This window comes from Streptomyces sp. NBC_00620 (assembly GCF_026341825.1).
In the GTDB taxonomy this organism is placed as follows: domain Bacteria; phylum Actinomycetota; class Actinomycetes; order Streptomycetales; family Streptomycetaceae; genus Streptomyces.
This window is the reverse complement of sequence record NZ_JAPENY010000001.1, coordinates 454,921-478,847: the sequence shown is the minus strand read 5'-3', so window position 1 is coordinate 478,847 and position 23,927 is coordinate 454,921. Positions and strand designations below refer to the sequence as shown.

Below are 23,927 nucleotides of genomic sequence, written 5' to 3'. Positions count from 1 at the left end.
CTCGGCCACCCGGGTGCCGCTCTTGTGTGACCCAGGTCTCATGGCGGTCGTGCAGCAGACGAAGGGGTGTTCGCGTCGAGGAGGGGTGACAGGAAGGGGGGAAGCGTGTGGAGACGGACTTCGACGGTTTCGTCGCCGCCCGGTCGGCCGCGCTGTTCCGGGGCGCACTCGTCCTGACGGGCAACCGGGACGCGGCCGAGGACCTGGTCCAGGAGACCCTGGAGCGGGCCTGCCGCAAGTGGCGCACGGTCTCCGCCAAGGACGCCCCGGACGCCTATGTGCGGCGGATCATGGTGAACCTGGCCAACGACCGCTGGCGCCGCTTCCGCCGCACGGTTCCGCAGGCGGACGGCCCCGACCGGGCCGCACCCGGCGACGAGTACGGACAGGTCGACAGCAGGGACCAGTTGGTGCGCGCGCTGCAGCAACTGCCCATGCGGATGCGGACGGTCGTGGTGCTGCGGTACTTCCACGACCTCTCCGACGCCGAGATCGCGGCCGACCTGGACATCTCACCGAGCACGGTGCGCTCCCAGCTGGCCCGGGGGATCGAGAAGCTCAGAAGCCAGTTCCCCGCACTCTCCGCCCCAACACCCCGACAGCAAACGGAAGGAATCCGATGACCTCGTACGGCGACGCACGGCCTTCCGGCTGTTCACCATTCGCCTCACCATTCGAAGAGGAACTGATGAACGCCATGAACCAGTACGCCAACTCCGCCGAGTCGCCCGACTTCGACGCGCCCCAGATCCTGCGCCGCACCCGGCGCAGGCGGACCGTCGGCATCGCCGCCGTCGCCGCCGCCCTCATCGCGGCGGGCGGCGGGACGGCCCTGGCCACCTCGGTCGCGGGCGGCGACGCGAAGCCGGCGGCGAGCCCCACGGCCACCGGCAGCGACGCCACCACCATGCTCTACGGCACCGATCCGACCATCCCGATCGACTTCGCCGGCTGGAGCCTGGAGGGGGCCAAGTCGTACCTCGTGAAGACCCAGACGAAGCTCGGCACCGTCACCAAGAAGTCCGTCAAGGGCTGCAAGCCGGGCTCGGTGATCGGTGTGTCCCCGCACGCCCCGAAGATCGTCAACAACGGCGACACGGTCAGCTTCACCATCTGCGCCGGCTGATCAGGACCTGAACCGAAACGACGCCCGCCCCTGCACCAATCAGGGGCGGGCGTCCGTCACAGGATCACACCAGACCCGGCCCGCGCACCGGAATCGACGTGAACGTCGGCGCGGGCGCCGGATCCTGGAAGAAGTCGTTCCCCTTGTCGTCGACCACGACGAACGCCGGGAAGTCCTCCACCTCGATCTTCCAGACGGCCTCCATGCCGAGCTCCTCGTACTCGACGACCTCGACCTTCTTGATGCAGTCCTGGGCGAGCCGGGCCGCCGGGCCGCCGATCGATCCGAGGTAGAAACCGCCGTGCGCGTCACACGCGTTGGTGACCTGCGCGGACCGGTTGCCCTTGGCGAGCATCACCTTGGAACCGCCCGCCGCCTGGAACTGCTCGACGTAGGAGTCCATGCGGCCGGCCGTCGTCGGACCGAAGGAACCGGACGCGTACCCCTCGGGGGTCTTGGCGGGACCGGCGTAGTACACCGGGTGGTCCTTCAGGTACTGCGGCATCTCCTCGCCCGCGTCCAGCCGCTCCTTGATCTTGGCGTGCGCGATGTCGCGCGCCACGACGAGCGGGCCGGAGAGGGAGAGCCGGGTCTTCACCGGGTACTTCGTCAGCTCGGCGAGGATGTCGTCCATCGGCTGGTTGAGGTCGATCTTGACGACGTCACCGTCGGACTCGAGGTGCTCGTCGGTCGTCTCCGGCAGGAAGCGCGCCGGGTCCGTCTCCAGCTGCTCCAGGAAGACGCCCTCGGCGGTGATCTTCGCGACCGCCTGCCGGTCGGCCGAGCAGGACACGGCGATGGCGACCGGGCAGGACGCGCCGTGGCGGGGGAGGCGGACCACGCGTACGTCGTGGCAGAAGTACTTGCCCCCGAACTGCGCCCCGATCCCGATCCGCTGCGTCAGCTCGAAGACCTTCTCTTCCAGGTCCTTGTCCCGGAAGCCGTGCCCGAGCTCGGAACCCTCGGCCGGAATCTCGTCCAGGTAGTGCGCGGACGCGTACTTCGCCGTCTTCAGGGCGTACTCCGCGCTCGTACCGCCGACCACGATCGCCAGGTGGTACGGCGGGCACGCGGCCGTGCCCAGCGAACGGATCTTCTCCTCCAGGAACTTCATCATGGAGGCCTCGTTCAGAACGGCCTTCGTCTCCTGGTAGAGGAACGACTTGTTCGCCGAGCCGCCGCCCTTGGCCATGAACAGGAACTTGTACGCGCCGCCGTCCGTCGCGTACAGCTCGATCTGCGCCGGGAGGTTCGAGCCGGTGTTCTTCTCCTCCCACATGGTGAGCGGAGCCATCTGCGAGTAGCGCAGGTTCAGGTTCAGGTACGCGTCGTAGATGCCGCGGCTCAGGGCCGACTCGTCGCCGCCCTCGGTGAGCACGTTCTGCCCGCGCTTGCCCATGACGATCGCCGTGCCGGTGTCCTGGCACATGGGGAGGACGCCGGCGGCCGCGATGTTCGCGTTCTTCAGGAGGTCGAGCGCGACGAACTTGTCGTTGCTCGACGCCTCCGGGTCGTCGATGATCCGCCGCAGCTGCGCCAGGTGAGCGGGCCGCAGATAGTGCTGGATGTCGTGGATGGCCTCTTCGGCGAGCTTGCGCAGCGCCTCCGGCTCGACCTTGAGGAACGTCCGCCCGTCGGCGTCGAAGGTGGAAACACCCTCGGAGGTCACCAGCCGGTACGGAGTGGTGTCCTCTCCCTGGGGGAGCAGATCGGTGTACGCGAACTCAGGCATCTCGCCCATTCCTCACTCGACAGACAGCGGCATGCCTCCATTGGCAGCGTCCACCAGCGTAGAACCTGGCACGGACAGCGGGCTTGTGAGGTAAGGCTCAGTTCGAGTTCCGGACGGATGGCCGAGCGGTCGGCCGGACGGTTTTCCACAGCTCGCGAGAAGGGGTAGTCGCGATCTATCGCGTTTGGGTACGCTGTTGCCGTGGACCTTCAGAAGCGCCCCGACCCGACAGTCCCCGCGCCGCCGGAGCGGACCGAGCTCCGTGCCTCGGACGCCGACCGTGACCGGATCACCGACATCCTGCGTGATGCCCTCGCGGAGGGGCGCCTCACCGCCGAGGAGCACTCCGAGCGCGTGGAAGGGGTGCTGGCCACGAAGACCGTGGGCGAGCTCGACCAGTTCGTACGGGACCTGCCCGCGGCCCACGGGCCCCGCGCGACCCCCGCGTACACGATCGCTCCCAACCGCCCCACCGCGGGCGCCATCCCGCTGGAGGCCGATCACCACGTGGTGGCGGTCTTCAGCGCCGCCGTCCGCAAGGGCCGCTGGCGCGCGGGCCGCCGCATCCACGCGTACTCGGTCTTCGGCAGCATCGAGATAGACCTCACCGAGGCGATCTTCGAGTACCAGCAGGTCGTGATCAAGGCGGTCTCGGTCTTCGGCAACGTGGAGATCCGCGTTCCGGAGAACGTGTCACTGCGGGGCAGCGGCGCCGGTGTGCTCGGCAACTTCGAGGTGGACACGCTGGATTCGGGTGATCCCGACGCACCCGTGATCTATGTGGACGGCCTCGCCGTACTGGGCAACGTCGAGGCGAAGCCCAAGCGGGGCAAGCTGATCGCGGACATCCTCGAACGCGTGACGGACCGGGTGTCGGACAAGCTGGACAAGAGTTTGCGCAAGCACCTGGACCGTTGACACATGTGAATTCGACGGCTCCCGCGGCGAATTGGTCCAGCCCCGTGAGCGCGGTACGAGGTCGGCCGGTGACGAGAATTCCCGGGTTCGGAACACAGTGCATAGGCGCGCGCACAGCGGGTAGGCCTTGCTGCATCGTCTCTTGGAGGGCGCTGCGGACTTCCCGCGGCGCTCAGCACGCTCGCGAAGCCGTCGTCAGGAGTAGACCGTGCTGCAACCGCCGCATCAGTCCCTGCAGGTAGCTGCCGTTCCGGCCCAGCGGGCGCCAGTGCGGGACAGGGATCAGGAAGCCCCGTGGCACACGGAGGCCGTGTGCCGACGGGACGAGGCAGGCCTGTTCTTCGCACCCTCCAAGGAACCCACCGCCGCCCGCCTCTCCCGTGAGGAGGCGGCGAAGCGGGTCTGCGCGCGCTGCCCGGTCATGGTCGAGTGCCGCGAACACGCACTCCTGCAACCCGAGCCCTACGGCGTCTGGGGCGGCCTCACCGCCGCCGAACGCCGAGTGGTCCTCGCCCGCCGCCGCCGCCGCGACCTCGAACTCAAGAAGGCCACACGCCCGACGGGGTCGATAGCGGCGGCCGGCTGACCGGCACACACGAGAAAGGGGCGCCCCTCCGCACAAGGGGCGCCCCTTGGTCTTTTGATCTTTAGGGGCGCGGGGAACTGCGCGACCAGCCACAGTGGACCCGCAGGTACGTACGATCCGCAGTGACCCGGCGAAACCAGCGGAGCGCCTCCGCGGAGCTACTTCGCTCGGTCGAAGTCGATCGCGCTGTACGCCCGCAGCTTGCTCAGCCGGTGCTCCGACGTGATCCGCCGAACCGTCCCGGACTTGGACCGCATGACGATCGACTCGGTCGTAGCGGTCTCGGCGCGATACCGAACGCCCCGCAGCAGCTCGCCGTCCGTGATGCCGGTGGCGACGAAGAAGACGTTCTCGCCGGAGACCAGGTCGTCCGTGTACAGGACACGGTCGAGGTCGTGGCCCGCGTCCAGCGCGCGCTGCTTCTCGTCGTCGTCCTTGGGCCACAACTTGCCCTGGATGGTGCCGCCCAGGCACTTCACGGCGCAGGCCGAGATGATGCCCTCGGGCGTGCCGCCGATGCCGAGGAGCAGGTCGATACCGGTGCCCTCGCGCAGGGCCAGGATCGAGCCCGCGACGTCGCCGTCGGAGATCAGCTTGATCCGGGCGCCGGTCTCGCGGATCTCTTTGATGATCCCGTCGTGGCGGGGCCGGTCGAGGATGCAGACGGTGACGTCCTCGGGGGAGGACTTCTTGGCCTTGGCGACCCGGCGGATGTTCACCGACACGGGCGCGTTGATGTCGACGAAGTCGGCGGCTTCCGGGCCGGTGACCAGCTTGTCCATGTAGAAGACCGCGGACGGGTCGAACATGGTGCCTCGGTCGGCGGCGGCGAGCACGGCGATCGCGTTCGTCATGCCCTTCGCGGTGAGGGTGGTTCCGTCGATCGGGTCGACGGCGATGTCGACCTCGGCGCCGGTCCCGTCACCCACACGCTCCCCGTTGAAGAGCATCGGGGCCTCGTCCTTCTCGCCCTCACCGATGACGACGACGCCGTTCATCGAGACGGTGGAGACGAGGGTCCGCATGGCACGCACGGCGGCACCGTCGGCGCCGAGCTTGTCGCCGCGGCCGACCCAGCGGCCCGCGGCCATCGCGGCTGCTTCGGTGACCCTGACGAGTTCCAGGGCGAGATTTCGGTCGGGGGCCTCGGCGGGGACCTCGAGTTCGGACGGCAGATGATGCTCGGTCATCGAGACGCACCTTTCTGATACGACGACGGCCGGATGAGGGTGTGCCCCCGACTCTATCGTTAGGCCGACAGAATGAGCAGGGGACCCCACGGATGAGCAGGCCAGGGTACCTGCGACGATAGGGACGTGGCAGGTACGAAAGGCAAGCAGTCGGTCCGGGACATGATCCTCTCCCTGGGCGTCATCGCGCTGGTGGCAGGCGTCATCTACGTGTTCATCCCGCACGACGACTCCGAACCCGAGCTCAAGCGTGTCGACTACCGCGTCGAGCTGCTCACGGCCCGCCGTGCGGCGAGCTATCCCGTGGCGGCGCCCGAGGGGCTGCCCACGGAGTGGAAGGCGACGTCGGTGCGTTACGACGGCTCGGAGTTCGACGCCTGGCACCTGGGCTTCCACGACCCCGACGGCCAGTACGTGGCGGTCGAGCAGTCCACCGAGAAGCCGGCCGCGTTCATCGACACGGCCAGCCAGGGCGCCGAGGAGACGAAGGCCACCCAGCGCATCGGGGACCAGACGTGGCAGCGGTACGAGGGTGCGAAGTACGACGCCCTCGTGCTCAAGGGCGAGGACTCCACGACGGTCGTGACGGGGACGGCGTCGTTCGGACAGCTGACGAAGATGGCGCAGGCCCTGAAGACGACGTAAGCGCCCCTGCGTGCAGGAAGACGACGTAACCCCCGCGTGCAAGTAGGAGAAGGGCCCCGGCGATATCGCCGGGGCCCTTCTCCGCAACTGGCTACAACCGCATCAGACGGTCGTGATGACCCGCTCGCTCTCCAGGCGCGGCCCACGCGGGAACCACGCGTCCTCGCCCGGCCGGCCGATGTTGACGATCATCAGCGGGGTGTGGTCGTCGTCCAGGAACTCCTTCTGGACACCGGTGGCGTCGAAGCCGCCCATCGGGCCCGCGGCCAGTCCGGCGGCGCGGACACCGATGATGAAGTACGCGGACTGGAGGGCGGCGTTCAGGGTGGCCGACTGCTCACGGGCCTCGCGCGAGCCGTCGAAGAGGCCCTTGGCGCCGGGGAAGTGCGGGAAGAGCTGCGGAAGCTCCTCGTGGAACTCGTTGTCGGCGGAGAGGATCGCGACCAGCGGGGCGGCGGCCGTCTTCGGCTGGTTGCCCTCGGCCATGTGCGCGACGAGGCGCTCACGGGCTTCGGCGGAGCGGACCAGGGTGATCCGCAGCGGCGACTGGTTCATGGCGGTCGGACCGTACTTGACCAGGTCGTAGATCGCCTGCACCTGCTCCTCGGTCACCGGCTCGTCGGTGAAGGTGTTCGCGGTGCGGGCCTCGCGGAACAGCAGGTCCTGGGCAGCGGAGTCAAGAACGAGAGACATGGTTGAACCTTCTCGAGGGGGTGCGTCGGATCCGGGGGGATCGGCTGGCAATGACGACAGTACGTCGATGAAGTTTAAAGTTCAACCAAAAGTGGGGCATCGTGATCCGCTTCACAGACACCGGTGTTGTTTTGCCAGGGAGCGGGCCTACAGGAAGCGTGGCTACTAGGACTCCGCGCCGTCCCCGGCCCCGTCCTCGTCCCCTTCGCCCTCTTCCTTGGCCAGTGCCGCGTCCAGCCGCGCCCGCGCCCCCTCCAGCCAGCGCCGGCACACCTTCGCCAGCTCCTCGCCCCGCTCCCAGAGCGCGAGGGACTCCTCCAAGGTCGTGCCGCCCGCCTCCAGCCGGCGTACGACCTCGATCAGCTCGTCCCGCGCCTGCTCGTACCCGAGCGCCTCGTCCACCTTGCTGGTCATGCGCCCACCCTATGCATCGACTCGTACGGAGAATTCACCCTCGGCGACCCGCGCCCGCAGCGGCTCGTCGGCCGTCACCTCGCCCGGGTCACGCACCACATGGCCGTCGGCCTTCTGCAGCACCGCGTAACCCCGCTGGAGCGTCGCGGCGGGGGAGAGGGCCACCACGCGCGCGCGGGTGTGCGTCAGCTCCGAGTCGGCGCGGTCCAGGAGGTGGCCGAGCGTGCGCCGGCCGCGGTCCAGGAGCGCGGCGACATGGTCCGCCCGCTCGTCGACCATCCGGTGCGGATCCTCTATCGAGGGCCGGGCCAGCGCGTGCGCCAGGCCGCGCTCCTCGCGGTCGATGAAGGCATGGACGCTGCGCCGCGCCCGGTCCCGCAGCAGCCGCACCCGCTCGTACTCCTCGCCGACGTCCGGCACGACCTTCTTGGCCGCGTCGGTCGGCGTGGACGCGCGCAGGTCGGCCACGTAGTCGAGCAGCGGGGTGTCCGGTTCGTGTCCGATGGCCGACACGACGGGCGTACGGCAGGACGCGACCGCCCGCACGAGCTGCTCGTCCGAGAACGGCAGCAGGTCCTCCACGCTGCCGCCGCCCCGCGTCACGATGATCACGTCGACGTCCTCGATCGCGTCCAGGTCCTTCACGGCCTGCACGACCTGCGGCACGGCGTGCACCCCCTGCACGGCGACGTTGCGGACGTCGAAGCGGACGGCGGGCCAGCGGTGCCGCGCGTTCTCCAGCACGTCACGCTCGGCCGCGGACGCCCGCCCGCACACCAGCCCGATGAGCTGCGGCAGGAAGGGCAGCGCCTTCTTGCGGTCCGGCGCGAACAGCCCCTCGGCGGCAAGGGACTTCTTCAACTGCTCCAGACGGGCGAGCAGTTCACCCACCCCCACCGGCTTTATCTCGGTGGCCCGCAGCGACAGCTGCCCCCGCGGCGCATACCACTCGGGCTTCGCGAGTACGACGACACGGGCGCCCTCGGTCACCACGTCGGCCACCGCGTCGAACACCTGCCGGTAGCAGGTCACACTCACGGAGATGTCGTGCGACGGGTCACGCAGCGTCAGAAAGACGACGCCCGCGCCCGGGCGCCGCGACAACTGGGTGATCTGCCCCTCGACCCACACCGCCCCGAGCCGGTCGATCCACCCGCCGATGAGCCGCGACACCTCACCGACGGGCAGCGGAGCCTCTGCGGACGTGTTGAGAGCCATGCCGCGAGAGTAGCCGCAGGCTCGGACAACACGGCTGCACGATCCAGCCCGTCCGGCGTTTGAGGACGAGGCCGTTCAGGCCGAAAGCGGGGGTCTGGGGGCGGCAGCCCCCAGGTACGCGGCGGGTAGGGGCGGAGGGGGCGAAAACCCACACGGCCGGCCCCAACGCCGGCCGACTAACCAGCCCCCTCGCCGCCCCGACCTCGCTGTCCCACCAGCACCGCCAGCCCCACCGCCAGCCAGATCGCCCCCACCACCTGAGCCGTCGCCGACGCCTCGACGATCACGGCGATGGTGATCGCGGCGCCGACGACCGGGACCAGGATGTGCCGCCACCACACAACAGGCCCACCCCGACGGCGTACGGCGAACCAGCCCACCACGCTCGCGTGCAGCAGCGTGAAGGCGGTCAGCGCACCGATGTTGACCACCGACACCAGGTGGTCGAGTCCGTCGTCGCGCCGGGCCGCCCAGACCGCGGCGACCAGCGTGATGACCGCCGCGCACAGCAGCGCAAGCCTCGGCACCCCGGAGTCCGTCTTCGACAGGACCCGCGGCAGCCGCCGGTCGCGGGCCATCGCGAACACCAGACGGCCTGCCGCGGCCTGCCCGGCGAGCGCCGCGAACGCCGCTCCGATCGCCTTGCTCACGGCCACCAGGTCGTGCAGCCAGGTCCCGACGGAGGCGTCCACGGCGTCGTAGAAGGCCGATCCCTGCTTCTCGGGATCGGCGGCGAGCTGCGCGGACGTCGTCGGCTCGAGAAGCGCCACCAGGTAGGTCTGCGCCACGAACAGCACACCCGCGAGCACCAGGCAGAACAGCACCGCCCGGGCCACCTTCTCCGAACCGCCCGTCACCTCCTCCGCGAAGGAGGCGATCGCGTCGAAGCCCAGATACGACAGGACGGCGACCGACACGGCGCCGATGACCGCCGACAGCGCGAACGCCCCCTGGGTGCCGTCACCCGAAAGGGGCGACAGCCAGCCGCGCTCGGCCCCGTCCCGCGCGAGTACGACGATCGCCGACACGACGAAGACAAGAAGGACCACGATTTCCATCGCGAGCACCAGGAAACCGACCCGGGCGGCCGCCCGCACACCCCACAGGTTGAGCAGCGTCGTGACGACCACGGCGAGCGCGGTCCACACCCACCGGGAGACCTCCGGGACCAGCGCGTTCATCGCGATCCCGGAGAAGAGGTACGCCACGGCCGGGATGAGCAGATAGTCCAGCATCGCCATCCACCCGGCGATGAACCCGGCCTCTTTTCCGAGGCCCGCGCGCGCGTAGGCGAACACCGAGCCCGCCTGAGGGACCACACGGACCATCTGGGCGTAGCTGAAGGCGGTGAACGCCATCGCGACGGTGGCGACGACATAGACCAGGGCCACCGCGCCGTGCGACTTGGCGTCGAGGGTTCCGAAGATGCCGACGGGTGCCATGGGGGCGATGAACAGCAGCCCGTAGACGACCAGGTCCCGGAAGCCGAGACTGCGCCGCAGCCCGCGTTCCTCACCGGTACCACCGGCGTCACCGGCCGCTCCGGCCGAGGTCTGCGTGTCGGACATCCGTGCCTCCCGAGAGTCGCGACTGGCCCCACCCCTCCCAGCTCTCCAACAGTCTCCCCAAGGAGGCGATCTTTGACCTGCCGAGCGCGGCCTTACGATGGGAGGCATGACTGCTTCGCCTGGCCGCCGTGTCCTGCTTGCCGCCCCCCGGGGCTACTGCGCGGGTGTGGACCGCGCCGTGATCGCCGTCGAGAAGGCCCTCGAGCAGTACGGGGCCCCCATCTATGTCCGCCATGAGATCGTCCACAACAAGTACGTCGTGCAGACCCTTGAAAAGAAGGGTGCGATTTTCGTCGAGCGGACGGCGGAGGTCCCCGAGGGGTCCATCGTCATGTTCTCGGCGCACGGCGTCGCCCCTGTCGTCCACGACGAGGCCGCGGCCGGAAAGCTCGCGACCATCGACGCGACCTGCCCGCTGGTCACCAAGGTCCACAAGGAAGCCGTCCGCTTCGCGAAGGAGGACTACGACATCCTCCTGATCGGGCACGAGGGCCACGAGGAAGTCATCGGCACCTCCGGTGAGGCACCCGAGCACATCACGCTGGTCGACGGCCCCTCGGACGTCGCCAAGGTCGAGGTCCGTGACCCGTCGAAGGTCGTCTGGCTCTCCCAGACCACGCTGTCGGTCGACGAGACGATGGAGACGGTCGACGCCCTCAAGAACAAGTTCCCGCAGCTCGTCTCCCCGCCCAGCGACGACATCTGCTACGCCACGCAGAACCGCCAGATCGCGGTGAAGAAGCTCGCCGAGGACGCCCAGCTGGTGATCGTGGTGGGCTCGAAGAACTCCTCGAACTCGATCCGTATGGTCGAGGTCGCCCTGGACGCCGGCGCCTCCGCCGCGCACCTGGTGGACTTCGCCTCCGAGATCGACGAGGCCTGGCTGGAGGGCGTCACCACGGTCGGCCTGACCTCCGGCGCCTCGGTCCCGGACGTGCTGGTCGACGGAGTCCTCGAGTGGCTGGCCGAGCGCGGCTACGGCGACGTGGAAACGGTGAAGACGGCCGACGAGTCCATCACCTTCTCGCTGCCGAAGGAGCTGCGCCGCGATCTGCGTGCGGAGGCGGCGGCGCTGGTGGCGGAGCGCACCGGAGAGAAGTGACCGGCCGGGCGGTCGCGGGGCGTCCGGACGTGAAGGTTCCGGCGCCGTACGCCGTCCGAGAAGTGACTGTCAGTCGCAGGACGTAACGTGGGATCCATGCAGATCTTTGGTGTGGACATCGGTGGTTCCGGGATCAAGGGCGCTCCTGTGGACCTGGACCGCGGCGAGTTGACGGAAGAGCGCTTCAAGGTGCTCACTCCGCATCCCGCGACGCCCGACTCGGTGGCGGACGGCGTGAAAGAGGTCGTCGGTCACTTCGGCTGGACGGGCCCTGTCGGCATCACCTTCCCCGGTGTCGTCACCGGCGAGGCCACCATCCGTACGGCTGCCAATGTCGACAAGGACTGGATCGACAAGGACGCGCGCGCCCTGCTCAGCGGGCGGCTCGGCGGCCTTCCGGTGACGGTGCTGAACGACGCGGACGCGGCGGGCGTCGCCGAGATGCAGTTCGGCGCGGGCCGCGACCGCCAGGGCACGGTCATCCTCCTCACCTTCGGCACGGGCATCGGCAGCGCGCTCTTCATCGACGGCGTCCTCGTGCCGAACACGGAGCTGGGCCATCTGGAGCTGGGCGGCCACGACGCGGAGAAGCGCGCTTCCACCAAGGCCAAGGAAGACCACGAGCTCACCTGGGAGCACTGGGCGCGCCGGGTCACGAAGTACCTCGCCCACCTGGAGATGCTCTTCTCCCCTGAGCTCCTCATCATCGGCGGAGGCGTCAGCCGCAAGGCCGACAAGTTCCTGCCCCTGATCGAGGGCATCAGAGCCGAGATCGTCCCGGCGCAGCTGCAGAACAACGCGGGGATCGTGGGGGCGGCGATGAGGGCGGCGAAGGCGTCGTAAGCCCGCTGGGCGGGGCTTTTCAGAGCTGGACCTGGTAGCGGGGCGAGTCGGGTGGCTGGGGTGGGAAACCCGCCGCGAAGCGGCGAAAACCCACAGCGGACCTCAGGTCGTACGCGCGGACCTCAGGTCGTCGTACGCGCGGACCTCAGGTCGTCGTACGCGCGGACCTCAGGTCGGACGACGACGCGCAGGGGTCTGCGCCCGGCGCTGAGCGGCACGTCGGCTCATGAGCCGAGCCTTCCGCACGGTCACGATGAGCCCCGCGACCAGCGTCCCCCCGTACAGCCACCCCGCCTCCACGGCGAGCGTGGTGACCAGCCCCATCAGCCGGCCCCCCACCCCGCCCCCGCTGTCGTCGGCGATCGGCAGCAGCCCGAAGGTGAAGGCGATCGGCACGACGACCGGCGCGCTGACGAGGTCACCCCGCCGCACCCACACCGCGGTCAGCGCGCAGACCGGCAGGAACAGCACCCCGTAGACCACCAGCGAGGCCCCGAACAGCAGCTGGTCGAGGCAGCCGAGCGCGAACATCAGCGCACCGCAGAACAGCCCGCTGCCCAGCCCGGTGAGCCGGGGATTCGGCATCCGCCGCACCGCCTGGACGACCGGCGGAACGGGCCGCCGGGAGACCCCCGCGCCCCGCCGGACAGCATCCGCCGCACCCCGCCCGGCCTGCGACGGGAAGGGCGTGCCGCGAGGCGGTCTCTGCTGCGGTCTGTACTGAGGGGGACGCGTCCTGTGTTGCTCCACTGGACCAACTTAGGTCGGTTTATGTGTGGAATAGGCCTTCAGACACGCCGTAGGGGAGACCTTGGCCAAGCGTTCGATACGTCGCCGGTGCGGGACCCCGCACGCCGTAGACTGGTGGATCGGCCCGCGCTCTCCGGGGGCCCTCGCCCATCCTCACGTACGGGAAGTCGCAACGTGTCGCTCACGATCGGAATCGTCGGTCTGCCCAATGTCGGCAAGTCGACCATGTTCAACGCCCTGACCAAGAACGACGTGCTCGCGGCCAACTACCCGTTCGCCACGATCGAGCCGAACGTCGGCGTGGTCGGCGTCCCCGACGCGCGCCTCGCGAAGCTGGCCGAGATCTTCGGCTCGCAGAAGATCCTCCCTGCCACGGTCGACTTCGTCGACATCGCGGGCATCGTGAAGGGTGCCTCCGAGGGTGAGGGCCTGGGCAACAAGTTCCTCGCGAACATCCGCGAGTCCGACGCGATCTGCCAGGTCATCCGCGCCTTCAAGGACGAGAACGTCGTGCACGTCGACGGCAAGGTCTCGCCCAAGGACGACATCGAGACGATCAACACCGAGCTGATCCTCGCGGACCTCCAGACGATCGAGAAGGTCCTGCCGCGCCTCCAGCGGGAGTCGCGCATCAAGAAGGACATCGGCCCGAAGGTGGCGGCGGTCGAGGCGGCCCAGGCGATCCTGGAGAAGGGCGACACGCTCTTCTCGCAGGGCATCGTCCAGGGCTCGGGCAACGAGGAACTCCTCCACGACCTGCACCTCCTCACCACCAAGCCCTTCCTCTACGTCTTCAACGTCGACGAGGACGAGCTGGTCGACGAGGACTTCAAGACCGAGCAGCGCGCCCTGGTCGCCCCCGCCGAGGCGATCTTCCTCAACGCCAAGCTGGAGGCGGACCTCGCCGAGCTCGACGAGGAAGAGGCGATGGAGCTCCTGGAGTCGGTCGGCGTCGAGGAGCCCGGCATGGCGACCCTGGCCCGCGTCGGCTTCGACACCCTCGGCCTCCAGACCTACCTGACGGCAGGCCCGAAGGAATCCCGCGCCTGGACCATCAAGAAGGGCGCCACCGCCCCCGAAGCCGCCGGTGTCATCCACACCGACTTCCAGAAGGGCTTCATCAAGGCCGAGGTCATCTCCTTCGCCGACCTCGTCGAGACCGGCTCGGTAGCCGAGGCCCGCGCCAAGGGCAAGGCCCGCATGGAGGGCAAGGACTACGTCATGCAGGACGGCGACGTGGTGGAGTTCCGCTTCAACGTGTAGGCGCATTTCCAGCACGTCGTGCTTGCTGAAAGCGCAGGTCAGAGGGGGTCGGCTCGCCTGGGTCGGCCCCTGACGCTTTCCCGTGCCGGGATAGTGCTGGGACATCTGACGAACCGCCATGTTTCGTCGTGCATTGCAAGCCCGCTCGATGCTAACGTTTGAGTTACTAACATTGACGTTAGTTTCATGCGTGGAGGTCGGCAGGCGTGGTGGACTTCGTAGGCCGTCGGCAGGAGCTGGCGACGCTGGAGCGCGAGCTTCAGAAGGTGGCGGTAGGTGTCGGGAGTGAGCGGCCGGGCCGTTGCGTGATGCTGCGCGGACGACGCCGAGTGGGAAAGTCGCGGCTCGTCGAGCGGTTTGCGGAGCAGTCCGGGGCGCCATTCTTGTTCTACGCCGCCATCGGTGCGTCCCCCCGAGACGAGCTGGCACGGCTGGCCCGGGATGCCCAGGCGTCGACGCTGCCCCTGGCGCAGCTGGTGGCTGCCGCGCGGCCGGAGAGCTGGGACGCTGCGTTCGATGTGCTGGCCGCGGCGCTGCCTGCCGACCGGGCGAGCGTGCTGGTCATCGACGAGGTTCCCTACCTGATGGATACTGACGGCGCCTTCGAGGGGATGCTGCAGCGTGCCTGGGATCGCGTCCTGGAGACCAAGCCGGTGCTGCTGGTCCTGATCGGCTCGGATCTGTCGATGATGGAGGCGCTGAACAGCTATGGGCGCCCCTTCCACCAGCGCGGCCGAGAGATGGTGCTCGGGCCGCTGAACCCTGCCGAAGTAGGGCGGATGCTGGGACTGGATCCGGCGGAAGCCTTCGACGCCGCGCTGGTTACCGGCGGGCTGCCGCTGATCTGTGCGGAGTGGCCGCACGGCGCAGGGCTGTGGGATTTCCTCGGCGAGGCACTGCACGATCCGGTCTCGGCACTGCTGGTTTCCGCTGAGCGCTCACTGGCTGCGGAATTCCCGCCGCAGGCCCAGGCGCGCACGGTGCTGGCGGCCATCGGCAGCGGCGAGCGGACCTTCACCAACATCGCCCGCGCGGCCGGGATCGGGGCCACGCCTTTGCAACGGGCGCTGGAACTGCTCACGGAGAAGAGGATGGTGGCTGCGGAACTCCCCGTATCCCTGCGGCCCTCGAAGGATCGCCGCTATCGGGTGACGGATCCCTACCTGCGGTTTTGGCTGCACCTTCTCGGCCCCTCCATGGAGGAGATCGAGCGGGGACGAGGCGATCTGACCTTGGCGCGGATCCGGGAGAACTGGACCAGTTGGCGCGGTCGGGCCGTCGAGCCGCTCATCCGCGAGGCGCTCGCCCGGATACTGCCCGACGACCAGTTGCCTGCGGCCCCTGCGGTGGGCGGCTACTGGACCCGCACCAACGACGTCGAGATCGACATCGTTGGTGCGGACCGCGCGCCCATCGCCAAGGAGCTGCTGTTCGTCGGTTCCATCAAGTGGCTGGAGCAATCCCCCTTCGACCGGCATGACCTGGCAGTCCTCCACCGCCACCGGGCTGCGCTCACCCCCGATCCCGTCCTGGTTGCGGCGGTCTCGCGCAGCGGAATCGACTGTCCGGGACTCGACGCCGCCTATGGCCCTTGCGATCTGCTGACGGCATGGCCGCTGTGAGCGGCAAAATCCTTGAGAGCCAACGCGGTTGGCGTCGGGGCGGGTCGGCGACCTGGGTAGTCGTGTGAGGGCCTGTGCCAACGGTCGCGAATCGCCTGTTGGTCGCTTGAGTCGGCGTCCTGCTGACAGGCGATGCTGCGACCTTGGCAACTGAGAAGGCCTGGCAGCAGCGCGAGAAGCCCGCCTGCTGGCGGACGCGCCGGGCCGCCTAATGGTAGAGCCGGGTGGCAGGCCGTTGACACGACCGCCCTCCAGAGGCCCTGCGGGAGTTGGAGGCGGGCACAGAAGGGGGAAGCCTGTTGCAGTCGGAGGGGCAAGGGCCACGCGCGACGGACACCGACCCGGGTGGTCAGCTCGGTCTCTGGGGCTGATGTCGGCGGATGTCTCCGCCTTGTCGGCCGGTGCCGTCGCATGTATACGGTTCGGCTTCGGAATTGCGATCGCGTGCGGTGGTTGGCGATGTCGTCCGCGAGTCCTCCACCGGCAGGGCGATGTCGCTGTGCGGAGCTACGGAGGACCAGAAGGGACCGGTGCCCCTCACTGATAGGAATTAATCCAAGATGGAGAGGCAAACATTGTTCACGCGATTGGATGACTCGGTTGGGTAAGGGCCTTTGAATCTTCATGGACCGGCATACTTTGTCACGGGTGGCCGGTGAAGAATGGGGCTTGAGTCATGCCGGATGTTTTTGATCGCATCGAATGGAACGTTCGCCAGGGCTTCGGGGGAATGCCAGTTTGCGTGCATGTGGGAGATGTGAATGAGTGCGAGTTTAAGCGTCATCCCATTTATCCGAAGTTCCGCTCCGAGGTGATCTCCGCAGGAGTCCGGTCAGCGGCCAGTTCTCGCCTGTGGGAGTCCCTGATTGCCATGGGAAGGCTATGTGATCTGGATGGCGACGACACGTGGCGACTAGTCATCCTCGACTGCATCGTTCCATGTTTCCGCTCACTGTCTTCGAGGATCTCCCGTGACTTCCGAGTTGAACTGGAGGAAATTCGGTCGGCCATGGTGGCAACCGCATTGGAGGTGTGGGTAGACACTGCCTCGGGCGTTCCGCCACGGCACGTCAGGGATCGAATGGCAAAGGCGGCCTTCGAGGTAGCTTTTCGGTATGGGAATTCCACCTCGTCGGAGTACTCGATGGATGACGTCGAAACATTCATCCAGCCGGAAATGTCCGCCCAGGGTTCCGTGCTTAGGGCGTCGTCGATCATCGATACTGGAAGTATCCGTGACCCGGATGTCGCAGAGCAGATCAGGGGTGAGCGACTCGGGGCGCTGCTTCAGAGGGTGGGTTACTCCGACGCCGTGCAGGGATTTCACGAAGATCTGCGCACTGGTCGTCGTTCAGGGTCGGTCAGTCAGGTGGTGAGGGCATCGAATCTGTCGCGATCCCGGATTTCCAGCCAGAATCTCTACTATTATGCCTCTGACCTTTACCCCTCGTTCGTTGGGCTCCAGGAAGCCGCAGACGTGATGGGAATCTCTATTTCTGGCGCACATCGTCTCATTCGGGCAGGCCAGTTTCCTTTCCCTGTGGCGAGGGCAGGGCGGAGCTACAAGGTTTCCGTCAAGGCCCTCATGCACTTCAAGGATATTCCGGATGTCATCGTCCATGTCGACGACATTGAGAATGGAGCTCTCCATGCGAGCGGCGGCTAAGGACATCCATGGAAGTGGTGCGGGGCTGGCAGCCTCCATGGTGACAATCCCGCACGGGGCATCCGGATATGCCGGAGGGATGCGCTGGCGGCGGACGAGGATGAGATCCCGACTCCGGCCGAGGCCGATCTGATTGCGGAGAACATCCCGCCGTGGCACCGGCTCACCGTCTAACTTCAGTCCGGCAGCGGCCAGCGTCCCAGTGAGTCTGTGACCTGCTTGGCACTGGCCCGGCGCTGGTGGTCAACCGTCAGAACAACCCCGAGATCGACCTCATCGGTGCGGACCGCGGAGCGGGTGGCCGGCCAGGTGCACTTCGTCGGGTCGGTCAAGTGGCTGGAGACCCAGCCCTTCAGCCGTCACGAGTACGACGCCTTGGTATGCGACATGCTCACCGTCCCCGGTACCGCTCCGGACACTTCACTGGTCGCGGTGTCCCGCTGGGGGGGGCGATGATCTGCCGCTGACCGCGCGCTGGGGCTGGAAGACCTCGTACGGGCGTGGCAGTCCCGATAGCCGCGGAGCCTGCGGAACCGGTCTGTGAACAGCGCGGATACGGTCTCGCAGAAGGTCACTTGGGGGTCTATCGGCCGACACCCGGGCCCGGCACAATCCCTCGCATGACGATCACCGCGGGCGCGCCGCCCACGCACAGCACTCCCGTCGCCCTCGCCCGGGGGTTTGTGACGGGTGGCGTGGTCGGGACGGCGCCGGCTGCTTTTGTCGTCGGCATCGTCATCGAGAACGTGGCGCTGATCGTCACGGGCCTGGCCCTCCCCGCGGTCTACGGGCTGCTCTACTTCCTGGCCGGCATACCTCGGCGTGCCCGGGAGGCGGCCGTCGTACCCCGCACGGCCCTCGCGATGATCGAGAGCCTGGAGGCCATCGGGAGCGAGTCGAGCGACGTACCGGTGCGGTTCGACCTCACCGTCGCGCCGGACGACGCACCGGCGTACCGCGTCGAGATCTCGCAGAGCATCAACCTCGTCGAGCTGCCCGACTACCGGCCGCGCGGCATCGTGGTGGTCCAGTACCCGCCGGACCGGCCGTGGCGGGTGCGGATAGTGAAGCGGCCGACGCCCGAGTGGGAGGGCCGGCTGGCCGGGGCACACCTCGACTCGGCGCCCGCGTCGGCCAGGGTGAGCGCGCCCCCGGAGGGCTGTGCCGTCGGTTTCGTCGGGCTCCTGGGGCTACTCCTCGGCGCGGCCGCCGTGATCCTGCTCTTCCGCGCCGACCTGTTCGGCCAGGAGACCACCGCGCAACCGCCCTCCTCCACGCCGTCCGTGTCCTCCACCTCCTCGACCACCGTCGTGACGTCGGCGTCCGGCACCGTCACCCTCGGCCCGGGCCAGTCGTTCCTCGACAAGGGCGAACTGCGCCGCGCCATCGACTCGCTCACCCAGGGCAAGGACTCGCGCCAGGCGCTCACCGTCGTCGTGCAGGAACGCCTGCTGTCGGTCGTATTCGCTCCCACCGGCACGCAAGCCCCGCAGTTCGACCCCGATTCCCTGCCCTACGAACGCTTCCCCGCCCTGATCGAGGAAGCCAGAACCACCCTCGGCATCCACTCCCCGGGGACCTGGCAGCTCACCGCCGACCGCCTCACCGGCACCCTCACCATCAGGGTCGGCGTGACCGGCTCCGAGGGCACGGCCTCACTGGAGGCGGACGGACAGGGCGAGGTGGTGCGGCGCACCCCGGCACGCTGACCGTCGATCGGTGTGTTCGGCAGGCCGTTCCCGAAGTGGCAGGAGGAAGACGCATGGGCTGGCACGGGTATCTGGCGTTGTGGTGCGGGGTGTTCGGCGCGGTTGCGCTGATCGGGTACGGGCGGTCGTTGGCCGGAGTGACCCGGACCCAGCGGATGGTCCGGGTCATGGGACGGATCGAGCAGGTGCGGGAGCCCAGACACGGCAGCTCCGGGAAGGACGGGATACCCGTGGTCGTCTCCTTCCAGGACCCGTCCACCGGGCAGGAGTTCACCGTGACGAACGACGGTGAGCACGGCGAGAGGATCACCACGGCCTGGACGGGCCGGGAGATCGGAATCCATTACCCGCGCGGGAGACCCCATGCCTTCCGGTTCACCGGCGACCTCTGGGGAGGGCGGTACGGACTCGGCCTGCCGAACTTCGCGGTCTTCCTGATCTACGCCGGGCTGGTGGCCGTCGCCGCGATCGACTGGGGCTGGCCGTGGGCTCTGATCGGCTTCGGCGTGCCCTGGACCATCTCCGGCGTGTACCACGTGCCCGCGAACGCGCGTGAGATGAGTCGCCGTATCGACAGGCTGACCTCCGCGGCCCCCGTCCCGGGCCGAGTCGTCGCCGTACTCAAGGACGTCAGCGTCGACGCGGACGACGGCCACGTCCGCACCAGCCACACACCGGTCGTCACCTTCACCACCCACGAGGGCACGGCCGTCACCGCGTACTGGCCGACCGGGCTGACGGCCCCCGCCGGCCCGCACGGCCGGGACGTCACGATCCACTACGCCGCCGACGACCCGGTCGTCTTCACCCCGGCCCTCGCAGACGAACACCACTCCCGGAAAGTGGACATCGTCTCCGGCGTCCTGTTCCTTCTCATCGGAGTTGCGGCGGTCGCCGTGGGAGCGATCATGCTGTGACCGGCGGGGGTGTGGGTGAGTGGTACCGCGGTACCACTCACCCACCGAAGATTCCCCCTGGGGCCCACGGTCCGGGACCGTCCCGCTCTTAGCGTCGAACACAGACACCGCGGCGTATCCGCGGCCGAGTTCGACGCGGGAGAGGCGCCCCCATGATCGAGGCACGTCAGCTGACGAAGCGGTACGGCGACAAGACGGTCGTCGACAATCTGAGCTTCACCGTCAAGCCCGGTGAAGTGACCGGCTTCCTCGGGCCCAACGGCGCGGGCAAGTCCACGACCATGCGCATGGTCGTCGGCCTGGACTCGCCCAACACAGGCTCGGTCACCGTGAACGGCCGCCCCTACGCCCGGCACCCGGCGCCCCTGCACGAGATCGGCAGCCTGCTGGAGGCCAAGTCCGTCCATCCGGGGCGCACCGCGTTCAACCACCTGATGGCGCTCGCGTACACCCACGGCATCGCCCGCAGCCGGGTGGACGAGGTCATCGAACTGGCGGGGCTGACCAGCGTGGCCGGCAAGCGCGTGGGCGCCTTCTCCCTCGGCATGGGCCAGCGGCTCGGCATCGCCGCGGCCCTGCTCGGTGACCCGGCGATCGTCATGCTCGACGAACCGGTCAACGGCCTCGACCCCGAGGGCGTGCTGTGGGTGCGCAACCTCCTGCGTCGACTGGCCGACGAGGGCCGCGCCGTGATGCTCTCCTCGCATCTGATGAGCGAGACCGCGCAGATCGCCGACCATCTGGTGATCATCGGACGCGGTCGGCTGCTCGCCGACACCACCGTCGACGACTTCATCAGGGACGCAGGCAGCGGAGGGGTGAAGGTCGCCACCGCCGACACCGCCAGGCTGCGCTCACTGCTGGTCGGCCCCGGCGTCACGATCACCTCCACCTCCACCGATGAGCTCATGGTCCACGGACGCGAAGCCCGGGAGATCGGCGCCATCGCGGCCATGCACGGGGTGGCGCTCTACGAACTCACCCCGCAGGCCGTCTCCCTGGAAGAGGCGTTCATGGACCTCACCCGCGACTCCGTCGAGTACCAGAGCGCTCCGGCCGACACCGCACGAAAGGCGGCGTGATGACTGTCACCGACCTGTCCCCGGCCCCGCCCCGCACGATCGTGCGCAAGGTGACCGGACCTCGCGTGCTGCGCTCGGAGTGGGCCAAGTTCTGGACACTGCGCTCCAGCTGGATCACCCTGGGCGTCGCCGTGTTCCTGCTCATCCTCTTCGGGACCATCGCGGCCCACACCTACAGTCCCCAGGAAGTCGGGGACGGCGGCGGACCGCTCGGTCCCGACGCGGGCAGCACCGACGCCGTGAGCCTGGCCCTGACCGGCGTGACCTTCGGGTCGCTGGCCATCGGCGTGCTCGGTGTGCTGCTCTCCGCGGGCGAGTACAGCACCGGCATGATCCGCTCCACGCTCACCGCGGTCCCGCGCCGGCTGCCGGTCCTGTGGGCCAAGGCCGCCGTGATCGCGCCCGTCGTCCTGGTCCTCGCCACCCTGGGCGTCCTGGCCGCGTTCCTGCTCGGAGCACCGGGCCTGGACGGCGAGAGCATCTCCCTGTCCCTGGGCGACGACGGTGTGCTGCGCAGCCTGGCCGGCGCCGGCGTCTACCTCGCCCTGGTCGCCGTGTTCGGTGTGGCGCTGGGCATGCTGATCCGCTCCTCCGCCGGGGCCATCGCGACCCTGGTCGGCATCCTGCTGATCCTGCCCGGGCTGGCCTCCCTGCTGCCCGATTCGTTGTACGACACGCTCAGCCCGTACTTCCCCAGCACCGCGGGCCAGGCCGTCTACGCCCTGGAACAGTCCTCCGACGCCCTCTCGCCGGGGGCGGGGCTCGCCGTCTTCGCCGGCTGGGTGGCCCTGGCCCTTGCCGGGGCGGCCTACCGGCTCGTCCGCACCGACGTCTGATCGGGTACGGGACAATGGTGGTCATGAGCCCGCACCACGCGGCAGCTGCCACGGACACCGGCCGGGGAGTGGCAGAGGCGTCGCTCTCCGGGTTCGACGCCGTGTGGGCGCGCCCGCTCCTGGACCGGCTGCTGGGCGACCGAAGCCGCCGGCCGGGTCTTGGCGGCCGGCACCCGTGGCTGCTCGACACCGCGTTGGTGCTGTTCATCGTGGCCATCTCCCTGCCCAACCTGATCCACAACAGCTCAACCCCGACGTCTCCCTTCGGCGACACCGAACCCGGTCCCCAGCTGTCGACCGGCATCCTGTGCCTGCTGGCCGCCGCGCAACTCGTTCCCCTGTGGTGGCGCCGCAAGGCCCCGACGACCACGTTCCTCGTGATCGCGTTCGTGTCCGTCGCGCAGTGGTCGCTGGGTGTGTGGCTCCCCACGGGGATCGCCGGGCTCGTCGCCCTGTACACGCTGGCCCGCTACGGTTCCGTGCGGGTACTGGGCTGGGCCGTCGCGCTGGCGGCCGTCGAACTGCTCCTTGCCGCCTTCGTGCTGGTCCCCGGCAGGGCCGATCACCCCATGGTCGGCGGCTTCTTCCTGCTGGCGACCGCGACGGCGGCCGTCGCGGTCGGCCTGGCGGTCCGGATCCTGCGGATGTACCTGGTGGCTCTGGAGGACCGTGCCAGACGTCTGGAGGTCGAGCAGGAGCAGCGTGTCCGGCTCACCGCCGCCGCCGAGCGCTCCCGGGTCGCCCGGGAGATGCACGACATCGTCGGCCACAACCTCTCGGTCATGGTCAGCGTCGCCGACGGCGCCGCGACCCTCGCCGCCAACCGGAGCGAGCGGTCGGCCGAGGCGCTGCGCGTCCTCGGCGACACCGGCCGTCAGGCCATGAGCGAACTGCGCCGGGTGCTGGGCGTGCTGCGCGAGGAGCAGGAGGGCGAACGCCTGCTCGGCCCGCAGCCCGGGATCCGTGAGCTGGACCCCCTCATCGCACGGGTGCGCACGGCCGGACTGTCCGTGACGTACCGGACGGTGGGTGATCTCGACGCCCTGGGCAGCGGCGTGCAGCTCACCGTGTACCGCGTCGTCCAGGAGTCTCTGACCAACACCCTCAAGCACGCGGGAACCGGTACGTCCGCCGAGGTGACCATCGCGGTCGAGGCGGGGCAGGTACGGATCAGGATCGCCGACACGGGCGTACCGCCGGGGGCGCCTCCGCGCGCGAGGCCGGAAGGGCACCACGACAATTCAGGCCACGGCCTGGTCGGGATCCGCCAGCGGGCCGCCATGTACGGCGGGACCGTCGTCCTGGGGCCGGGTGACACCGGCCACGGCTGGACGGTGGATGTCGTGCTCGACGTACCGCCGGGAGAGCAACTGCCATGACCACCGTGCTCATCGCCGACGACCAGCCCCTGCAGCGCATGGGCGTCCGCATGCTCATCGAGGGGACCCCTGGCCTGGACGCGGTCGGCGAGTCCGAGCACGGCGCCGAGGCCGTCCGCATGGCCGCCGAACTCCGCCCCGACGTCGTCCTCATGGACATCCGCATGCCCGGCATGGACGGCCTCGAGGCCACCCGCCGCATCGTCGCCGCGGGCGGCCGCACCCGCATCCTCATCGTGACCACCTTCGACCTCGACGAGTACGCCTACGAGGGCCTGCGGGCCGGTGCCAGCGGCTTCCTGCTCAAGGACGCCCGCCCCGAGGAACTCGTCGCCGGCATCCGCGCGGTCGCCACCGGCGACGCCGTCGTGGCCCCCCGCCTGACCCGCCGTCTGCTGGACGCCTACGCCCACCAGGTCCTCGCACCGGCCGGCGAGCCAGCCCCGGACGATCCCCGGCTGCGGACCCTGAGCGACCGCGAACGAGAGGTCCTCGTCGCCGTCGCCCAGGGCTGGACGAACACGGAGATCGCCGAGCACCTCGTCCTCACCGAGTCCACGGTCAAGAAGCACGTCGGCCGCGTCCTCGCCAAGATCGGCGCCCGCGACCGCATCCAGGCCGTGATCATGGCGTACGACGCCGGGCTGGTCAGGGCGAAGCCGTAGGGC

At 68.9% G+C, this 23,927-nt stretch carries 23 protein-coding genes; 16 read left to right on the top strand and 7 right to left on the bottom strand.

What is annotated here, in order from left to right; translation table 11 throughout:
- The first annotated feature begins 107 nt into the window (after window positions 1–107).
- Window positions 108–623 carry a SigE family RNA polymerase sigma factor gene (locus OG246_RS02120; protein WP_266454953.1) on the top strand — a complete coding sequence of 172 codons (516 nt, stop codon included), beginning with the start codon at window positions 108–110 and terminating at the stop codon, window positions 621–623.
- 65 nt (window positions 624–688) lie between these two features.
- On the top strand, window positions 689–1,126 hold the full coding sequence (locus OG246_RS02115; RefSeq protein ID WP_266454950.1) for a PASTA domain-containing protein: 438 nt from the start codon (window positions 689–691) through the stop codon (window positions 1,124–1,126).
- A 64-nt stretch (window positions 1,127–1,190) separates the two neighbouring features.
- On the opposite strand, the gene OG246_RS02110 is transcribed toward OG246_RS02115, so the two are convergent.
- Window positions 1,191–2,858: a fumarate hydratase gene (locus tag OG246_RS02110; RefSeq protein ID WP_266454947.1), complete on the bottom strand. Its 1,668-nt coding sequence runs from the start codon at window positions 2,856–2,858 to the stop codon at window positions 1,191–1,193.
- A gap of 201 nt (window positions 2,859–3,059) precedes the next feature.
- On the opposite strand from OG246_RS02110, the gene OG246_RS02105 reads away from it, so the two are divergent.
- Both OG246_RS02105 and OG246_RS02100 read left to right on the top strand, forming a co-directional pair.
- Entirely contained in the window at window positions 3,060–3,776 is a 717-nt protein-coding gene (locus OG246_RS02105) for a DUF1707 domain-containing protein (protein ID WP_266454944.1), read from the top strand.
- A 208-nt stretch (window positions 3,777–3,984) separates the two neighbouring features.
- Window positions 3,985–4,362 (top strand): WhiB family transcriptional regulator, encoded by a 378-nt coding sequence (locus OG246_RS02100; protein ID WP_266454941.1) that lies wholly within the window; start codon window positions 3,985–3,987, stop codon window positions 4,360–4,362.
- 158 nt (window positions 4,363–4,520) lie between these two features.
- Here OG246_RS02100 and glpX read toward each other — a convergent pair whose 3' ends face one another.
- A complete protein-coding gene (gene glpX, locus OG246_RS02095) occupies window positions 4,521–5,552 on the bottom strand; it encodes a class II fructose-bisphosphatase (protein WP_266454939.1) in 1,032 nt (343 codons plus the stop codon).
- A gap of 126 nt (window positions 5,553–5,678) precedes the next feature.
- Between glpX and OG246_RS02090 the strand changes: the two genes are divergently transcribed.
- Window positions 5,679–6,197, top strand: a complete 519-nt coding sequence (locus OG246_RS02090; protein ID WP_266454938.1) for a DUF4245 domain-containing protein — start codon at window positions 5,679–5,681, stop codon at window positions 6,195–6,197.
- A gap of 102 nt (window positions 6,198–6,299) precedes the next feature.
- Here the strand turns inward: OG246_RS02090 and OG246_RS02085 are convergent, their stop codons facing one another.
- From OG246_RS02085 to OG246_RS02070, 4 genes are all read right to left on the bottom strand, one after another.
- Entirely contained in the window at window positions 6,300–6,890 is a 591-nt protein-coding gene (locus OG246_RS02085) for a malonic semialdehyde reductase (protein ID WP_266454937.1), read from the bottom strand.
- Window positions 6,891–7,055: 165 nt separating this feature from the next.
- On the bottom strand, window positions 7,056–7,304 hold the full coding sequence (locus OG246_RS02080; protein ID WP_266454935.1) for an exodeoxyribonuclease VII small subunit: 249 nt from the start codon (window positions 7,302–7,304) through the stop codon (window positions 7,056–7,058).
- 9 nt (window positions 7,305–7,313) lie between these two features.
- Complete coding sequence (gene xseA, locus OG246_RS02075; RefSeq protein WP_266454932.1) at window positions 7,314–8,522, bottom strand: exodeoxyribonuclease VII large subunit; 1,209 nt, start codon at window positions 8,520–8,522, stop codon at window positions 7,314–7,316.
- A gap of 176 nt (window positions 8,523–8,698) precedes the next feature.
- The gene (locus OG246_RS02070) at window positions 8,699–10,090 is read right to left on the bottom strand and encodes an APC family permease (RefSeq protein ID WP_266454929.1); all 1,392 of its coding nucleotides are present in this window, start codon (window positions 10,088–10,090) and stop codon (window positions 8,699–8,701) included.
- A gap of 97 nt (window positions 10,091–10,187) precedes the next feature.
- Between OG246_RS02070 and OG246_RS02065 the strand changes: the two genes are divergently transcribed.
- Both OG246_RS02065 and ppgK read left to right on the top strand, forming a co-directional pair.
- Window positions 10,188–11,192 (top strand): 4-hydroxy-3-methylbut-2-enyl diphosphate reductase, encoded by a 1,005-nt coding sequence (locus OG246_RS02065; protein ID WP_266454926.1) that lies wholly within the window; start codon window positions 10,188–10,190, stop codon window positions 11,190–11,192.
- 96 nt (window positions 11,193–11,288) lie between these two features.
- Entirely contained in the window at window positions 11,289–12,035 is a 747-nt protein-coding gene (gene ppgK, locus OG246_RS02060) for a polyphosphate--glucose phosphotransferase (protein WP_266454923.1), read from the top strand.
- Between the two features lie 168 nt (window positions 12,036–12,203).
- Here the strand turns inward: ppgK and OG246_RS02055 are convergent, their stop codons facing one another.
- Window positions 12,204–12,785 carry a DUF6542 domain-containing protein gene (locus OG246_RS02055; RefSeq protein ID WP_266454920.1) on the bottom strand — a complete coding sequence of 194 codons (582 nt, stop codon included), beginning with the start codon at window positions 12,783–12,785 and terminating at the stop codon, window positions 12,204–12,206.
- A 174-nt stretch (window positions 12,786–12,959) separates the two neighbouring features.
- Between OG246_RS02055 and ychF the strand changes: the two genes are divergently transcribed.
- The 9 genes from ychF (at window position 12,960) to OG246_RS02005 (ending at window position 23,924) form a co-directional block, all read left to right on the top strand.
- Window positions 12,960–14,048, top strand: coding sequence for a redox-regulated ATPase YchF (ychF, locus tag OG246_RS02050; protein ID WP_266454917.1), 1,089 nt, complete (start codon window positions 12,960–12,962; stop codon window positions 14,046–14,048).
- A 206-nt stretch (window positions 14,049–14,254) separates the two neighbouring features.
- Complete coding sequence (locus OG246_RS02045) at window positions 14,255–15,670, top strand: DUF234 domain-containing protein (protein WP_266454914.1); 1,416 nt, start codon at window positions 14,255–14,257, stop codon at window positions 15,668–15,670.
- A 676-nt stretch (window positions 15,671–16,346) separates the two neighbouring features.
- On the top strand, window positions 16,347–17,336 hold the full coding sequence (locus OG246_RS02040) for a helix-turn-helix domain-containing protein (protein ID WP_266454911.1): 990 nt from the start codon (window positions 16,347–16,349) through the stop codon (window positions 17,334–17,336).
- A 620-nt stretch (window positions 17,337–17,956) separates the two neighbouring features.
- A complete protein-coding gene (locus tag OG246_RS02030) occupies window positions 17,957–19,045 on the top strand; it encodes a hypothetical protein (RefSeq protein ID WP_266454908.1) in 1,089 nt (362 codons plus the stop codon).
- Window positions 19,046–19,098: 53 nt separating this feature from the next.
- Window positions 19,099–19,962: a DUF3592 domain-containing protein gene (locus OG246_RS02025; RefSeq protein WP_266454905.1), complete on the top strand. Its 864-nt coding sequence runs from the start codon at window positions 19,099–19,101 to the stop codon at window positions 19,960–19,962.
- Window positions 19,963–20,114: 152 nt separating this feature from the next.
- On the top strand, window positions 20,115–21,044 hold the full coding sequence (locus OG246_RS02020; protein ID WP_266454902.1) for an ABC transporter ATP-binding protein: 930 nt from the start codon (window positions 20,115–20,117) through the stop codon (window positions 21,042–21,044).
- Window positions 21,044–21,880: an ABC transporter permease subunit gene (locus OG246_RS02015; RefSeq protein ID WP_266454899.1), complete on the top strand. Its 837-nt coding sequence runs from the start codon at window positions 21,044–21,046 to the stop codon at window positions 21,878–21,880. Before OG246_RS02020 ends, OG246_RS02015 begins: the two co-directional genes overlap by 1 nt.
- 23 nt (window positions 21,881–21,903) lie before the next feature.
- Complete coding sequence (locus OG246_RS02010; protein WP_266454897.1) at window positions 21,904–23,259, top strand: sensor histidine kinase; 1,356 nt, start codon at window positions 21,904–21,906, stop codon at window positions 23,257–23,259.
- Window positions 23,256–23,924 carry a response regulator transcription factor gene (locus tag OG246_RS02005; RefSeq protein ID WP_266454894.1) on the top strand — a complete coding sequence of 223 codons (669 nt, stop codon included), beginning with the start codon at window positions 23,256–23,258 and terminating at the stop codon, window positions 23,922–23,924. Before OG246_RS02010 ends, OG246_RS02005 begins: the two co-directional genes overlap by 4 nt.
- The last annotated feature ends 3 nt before the right edge of the window (window positions 23,925–23,927 follow it).

What these genes read in the sequence shown, in the direction of transcription:
- OG246_RS02115 (WP_266454950.1), top strand. Translation starts at nt 689, where the DNA reads ATGAACGCCATGAACCAGTACGCCAACTCCGCCGAGTCGCCCGACTTC.
- OG246_RS02110 (WP_266454947.1), bottom strand. Translation starts at nt 2,858, where the DNA reads ATGCCTGAGTTCGCGTACACCGATCTGCTCCCCCAGGGAGAGGACACC.
- glpX (WP_266454939.1), bottom strand. Translation starts at nt 5,552, where the DNA reads ATGACCGAGCATCATCTGCCGTCCGAACTCGAGGTCCCCGCCGAGGCC.
- OG246_RS02085 (WP_266454937.1), bottom strand. Translation starts at nt 6,890, where the DNA reads ATGTCTCTCGTTCTTGACTCCGCTGCCCAGGACCTGCTGTTCCGCGAG.
- OG246_RS02080 (WP_266454935.1), bottom strand. Translation starts at nt 7,304, where the DNA reads ATGACCAGCAAGGTGGACGAGGCGCTCGGGTACGAGCAGGCGCGGGAC.
- xseA (WP_266454932.1), bottom strand. Translation starts at nt 8,522, where the DNA reads ATGGCTCTCAACACGTCCGCAGAGGCTCCGCTGCCCGTCGGTGAGGTG.
- OG246_RS02070 (WP_266454929.1), bottom strand. Translation starts at nt 10,090, where the DNA reads ATGTCCGACACGCAGACCTCGGCCGGAGCGGCCGGTGACGCCGGTGGT.
- OG246_RS02065 (WP_266454926.1), top strand. Translation starts at nt 10,188, where the DNA reads ATGGGAGGCATGACTGCTTCGCCTGGCCGCCGTGTCCTGCTTGCCGCC.
- ppgK (WP_266454923.1), top strand. Translation starts at nt 11,289, where the DNA reads ATGCAGATCTTTGGTGTGGACATCGGTGGTTCCGGGATCAAGGGCGCT.
- OG246_RS02040 (WP_266454911.1), top strand. Translation starts at nt 16,347, where the DNA reads ATGCCGGATGTTTTTGATCGCATCGAATGGAACGTTCGCCAGGGCTTC.
- OG246_RS02030 (WP_266454908.1), top strand. Translation starts at nt 17,957, where the DNA reads ATGACGATCACCGCGGGCGCGCCGCCCACGCACAGCACTCCCGTCGCC.
- OG246_RS02025 (WP_266454905.1), top strand. Translation starts at nt 19,099, where the DNA reads ATGGGCTGGCACGGGTATCTGGCGTTGTGGTGCGGGGTGTTCGGCGCG.
- OG246_RS02020 (WP_266454902.1), top strand. Translation starts at nt 20,115, where the DNA reads ATGATCGAGGCACGTCAGCTGACGAAGCGGTACGGCGACAAGACGGTC.
- OG246_RS02015 (WP_266454899.1), top strand. Translation starts at nt 21,044, where the DNA reads ATGACTGTCACCGACCTGTCCCCGGCCCCGCCCCGCACGATCGTGCGC.
- OG246_RS02010 (WP_266454897.1), top strand. Translation starts at nt 21,904, where the DNA reads ATGAGCCCGCACCACGCGGCAGCTGCCACGGACACCGGCCGGGGAGTG.
- OG246_RS02005 (WP_266454894.1), top strand. Translation starts at nt 23,256, where the DNA reads ATGACCACCGTGCTCATCGCCGACGACCAGCCCCTGCAGCGCATGGGC.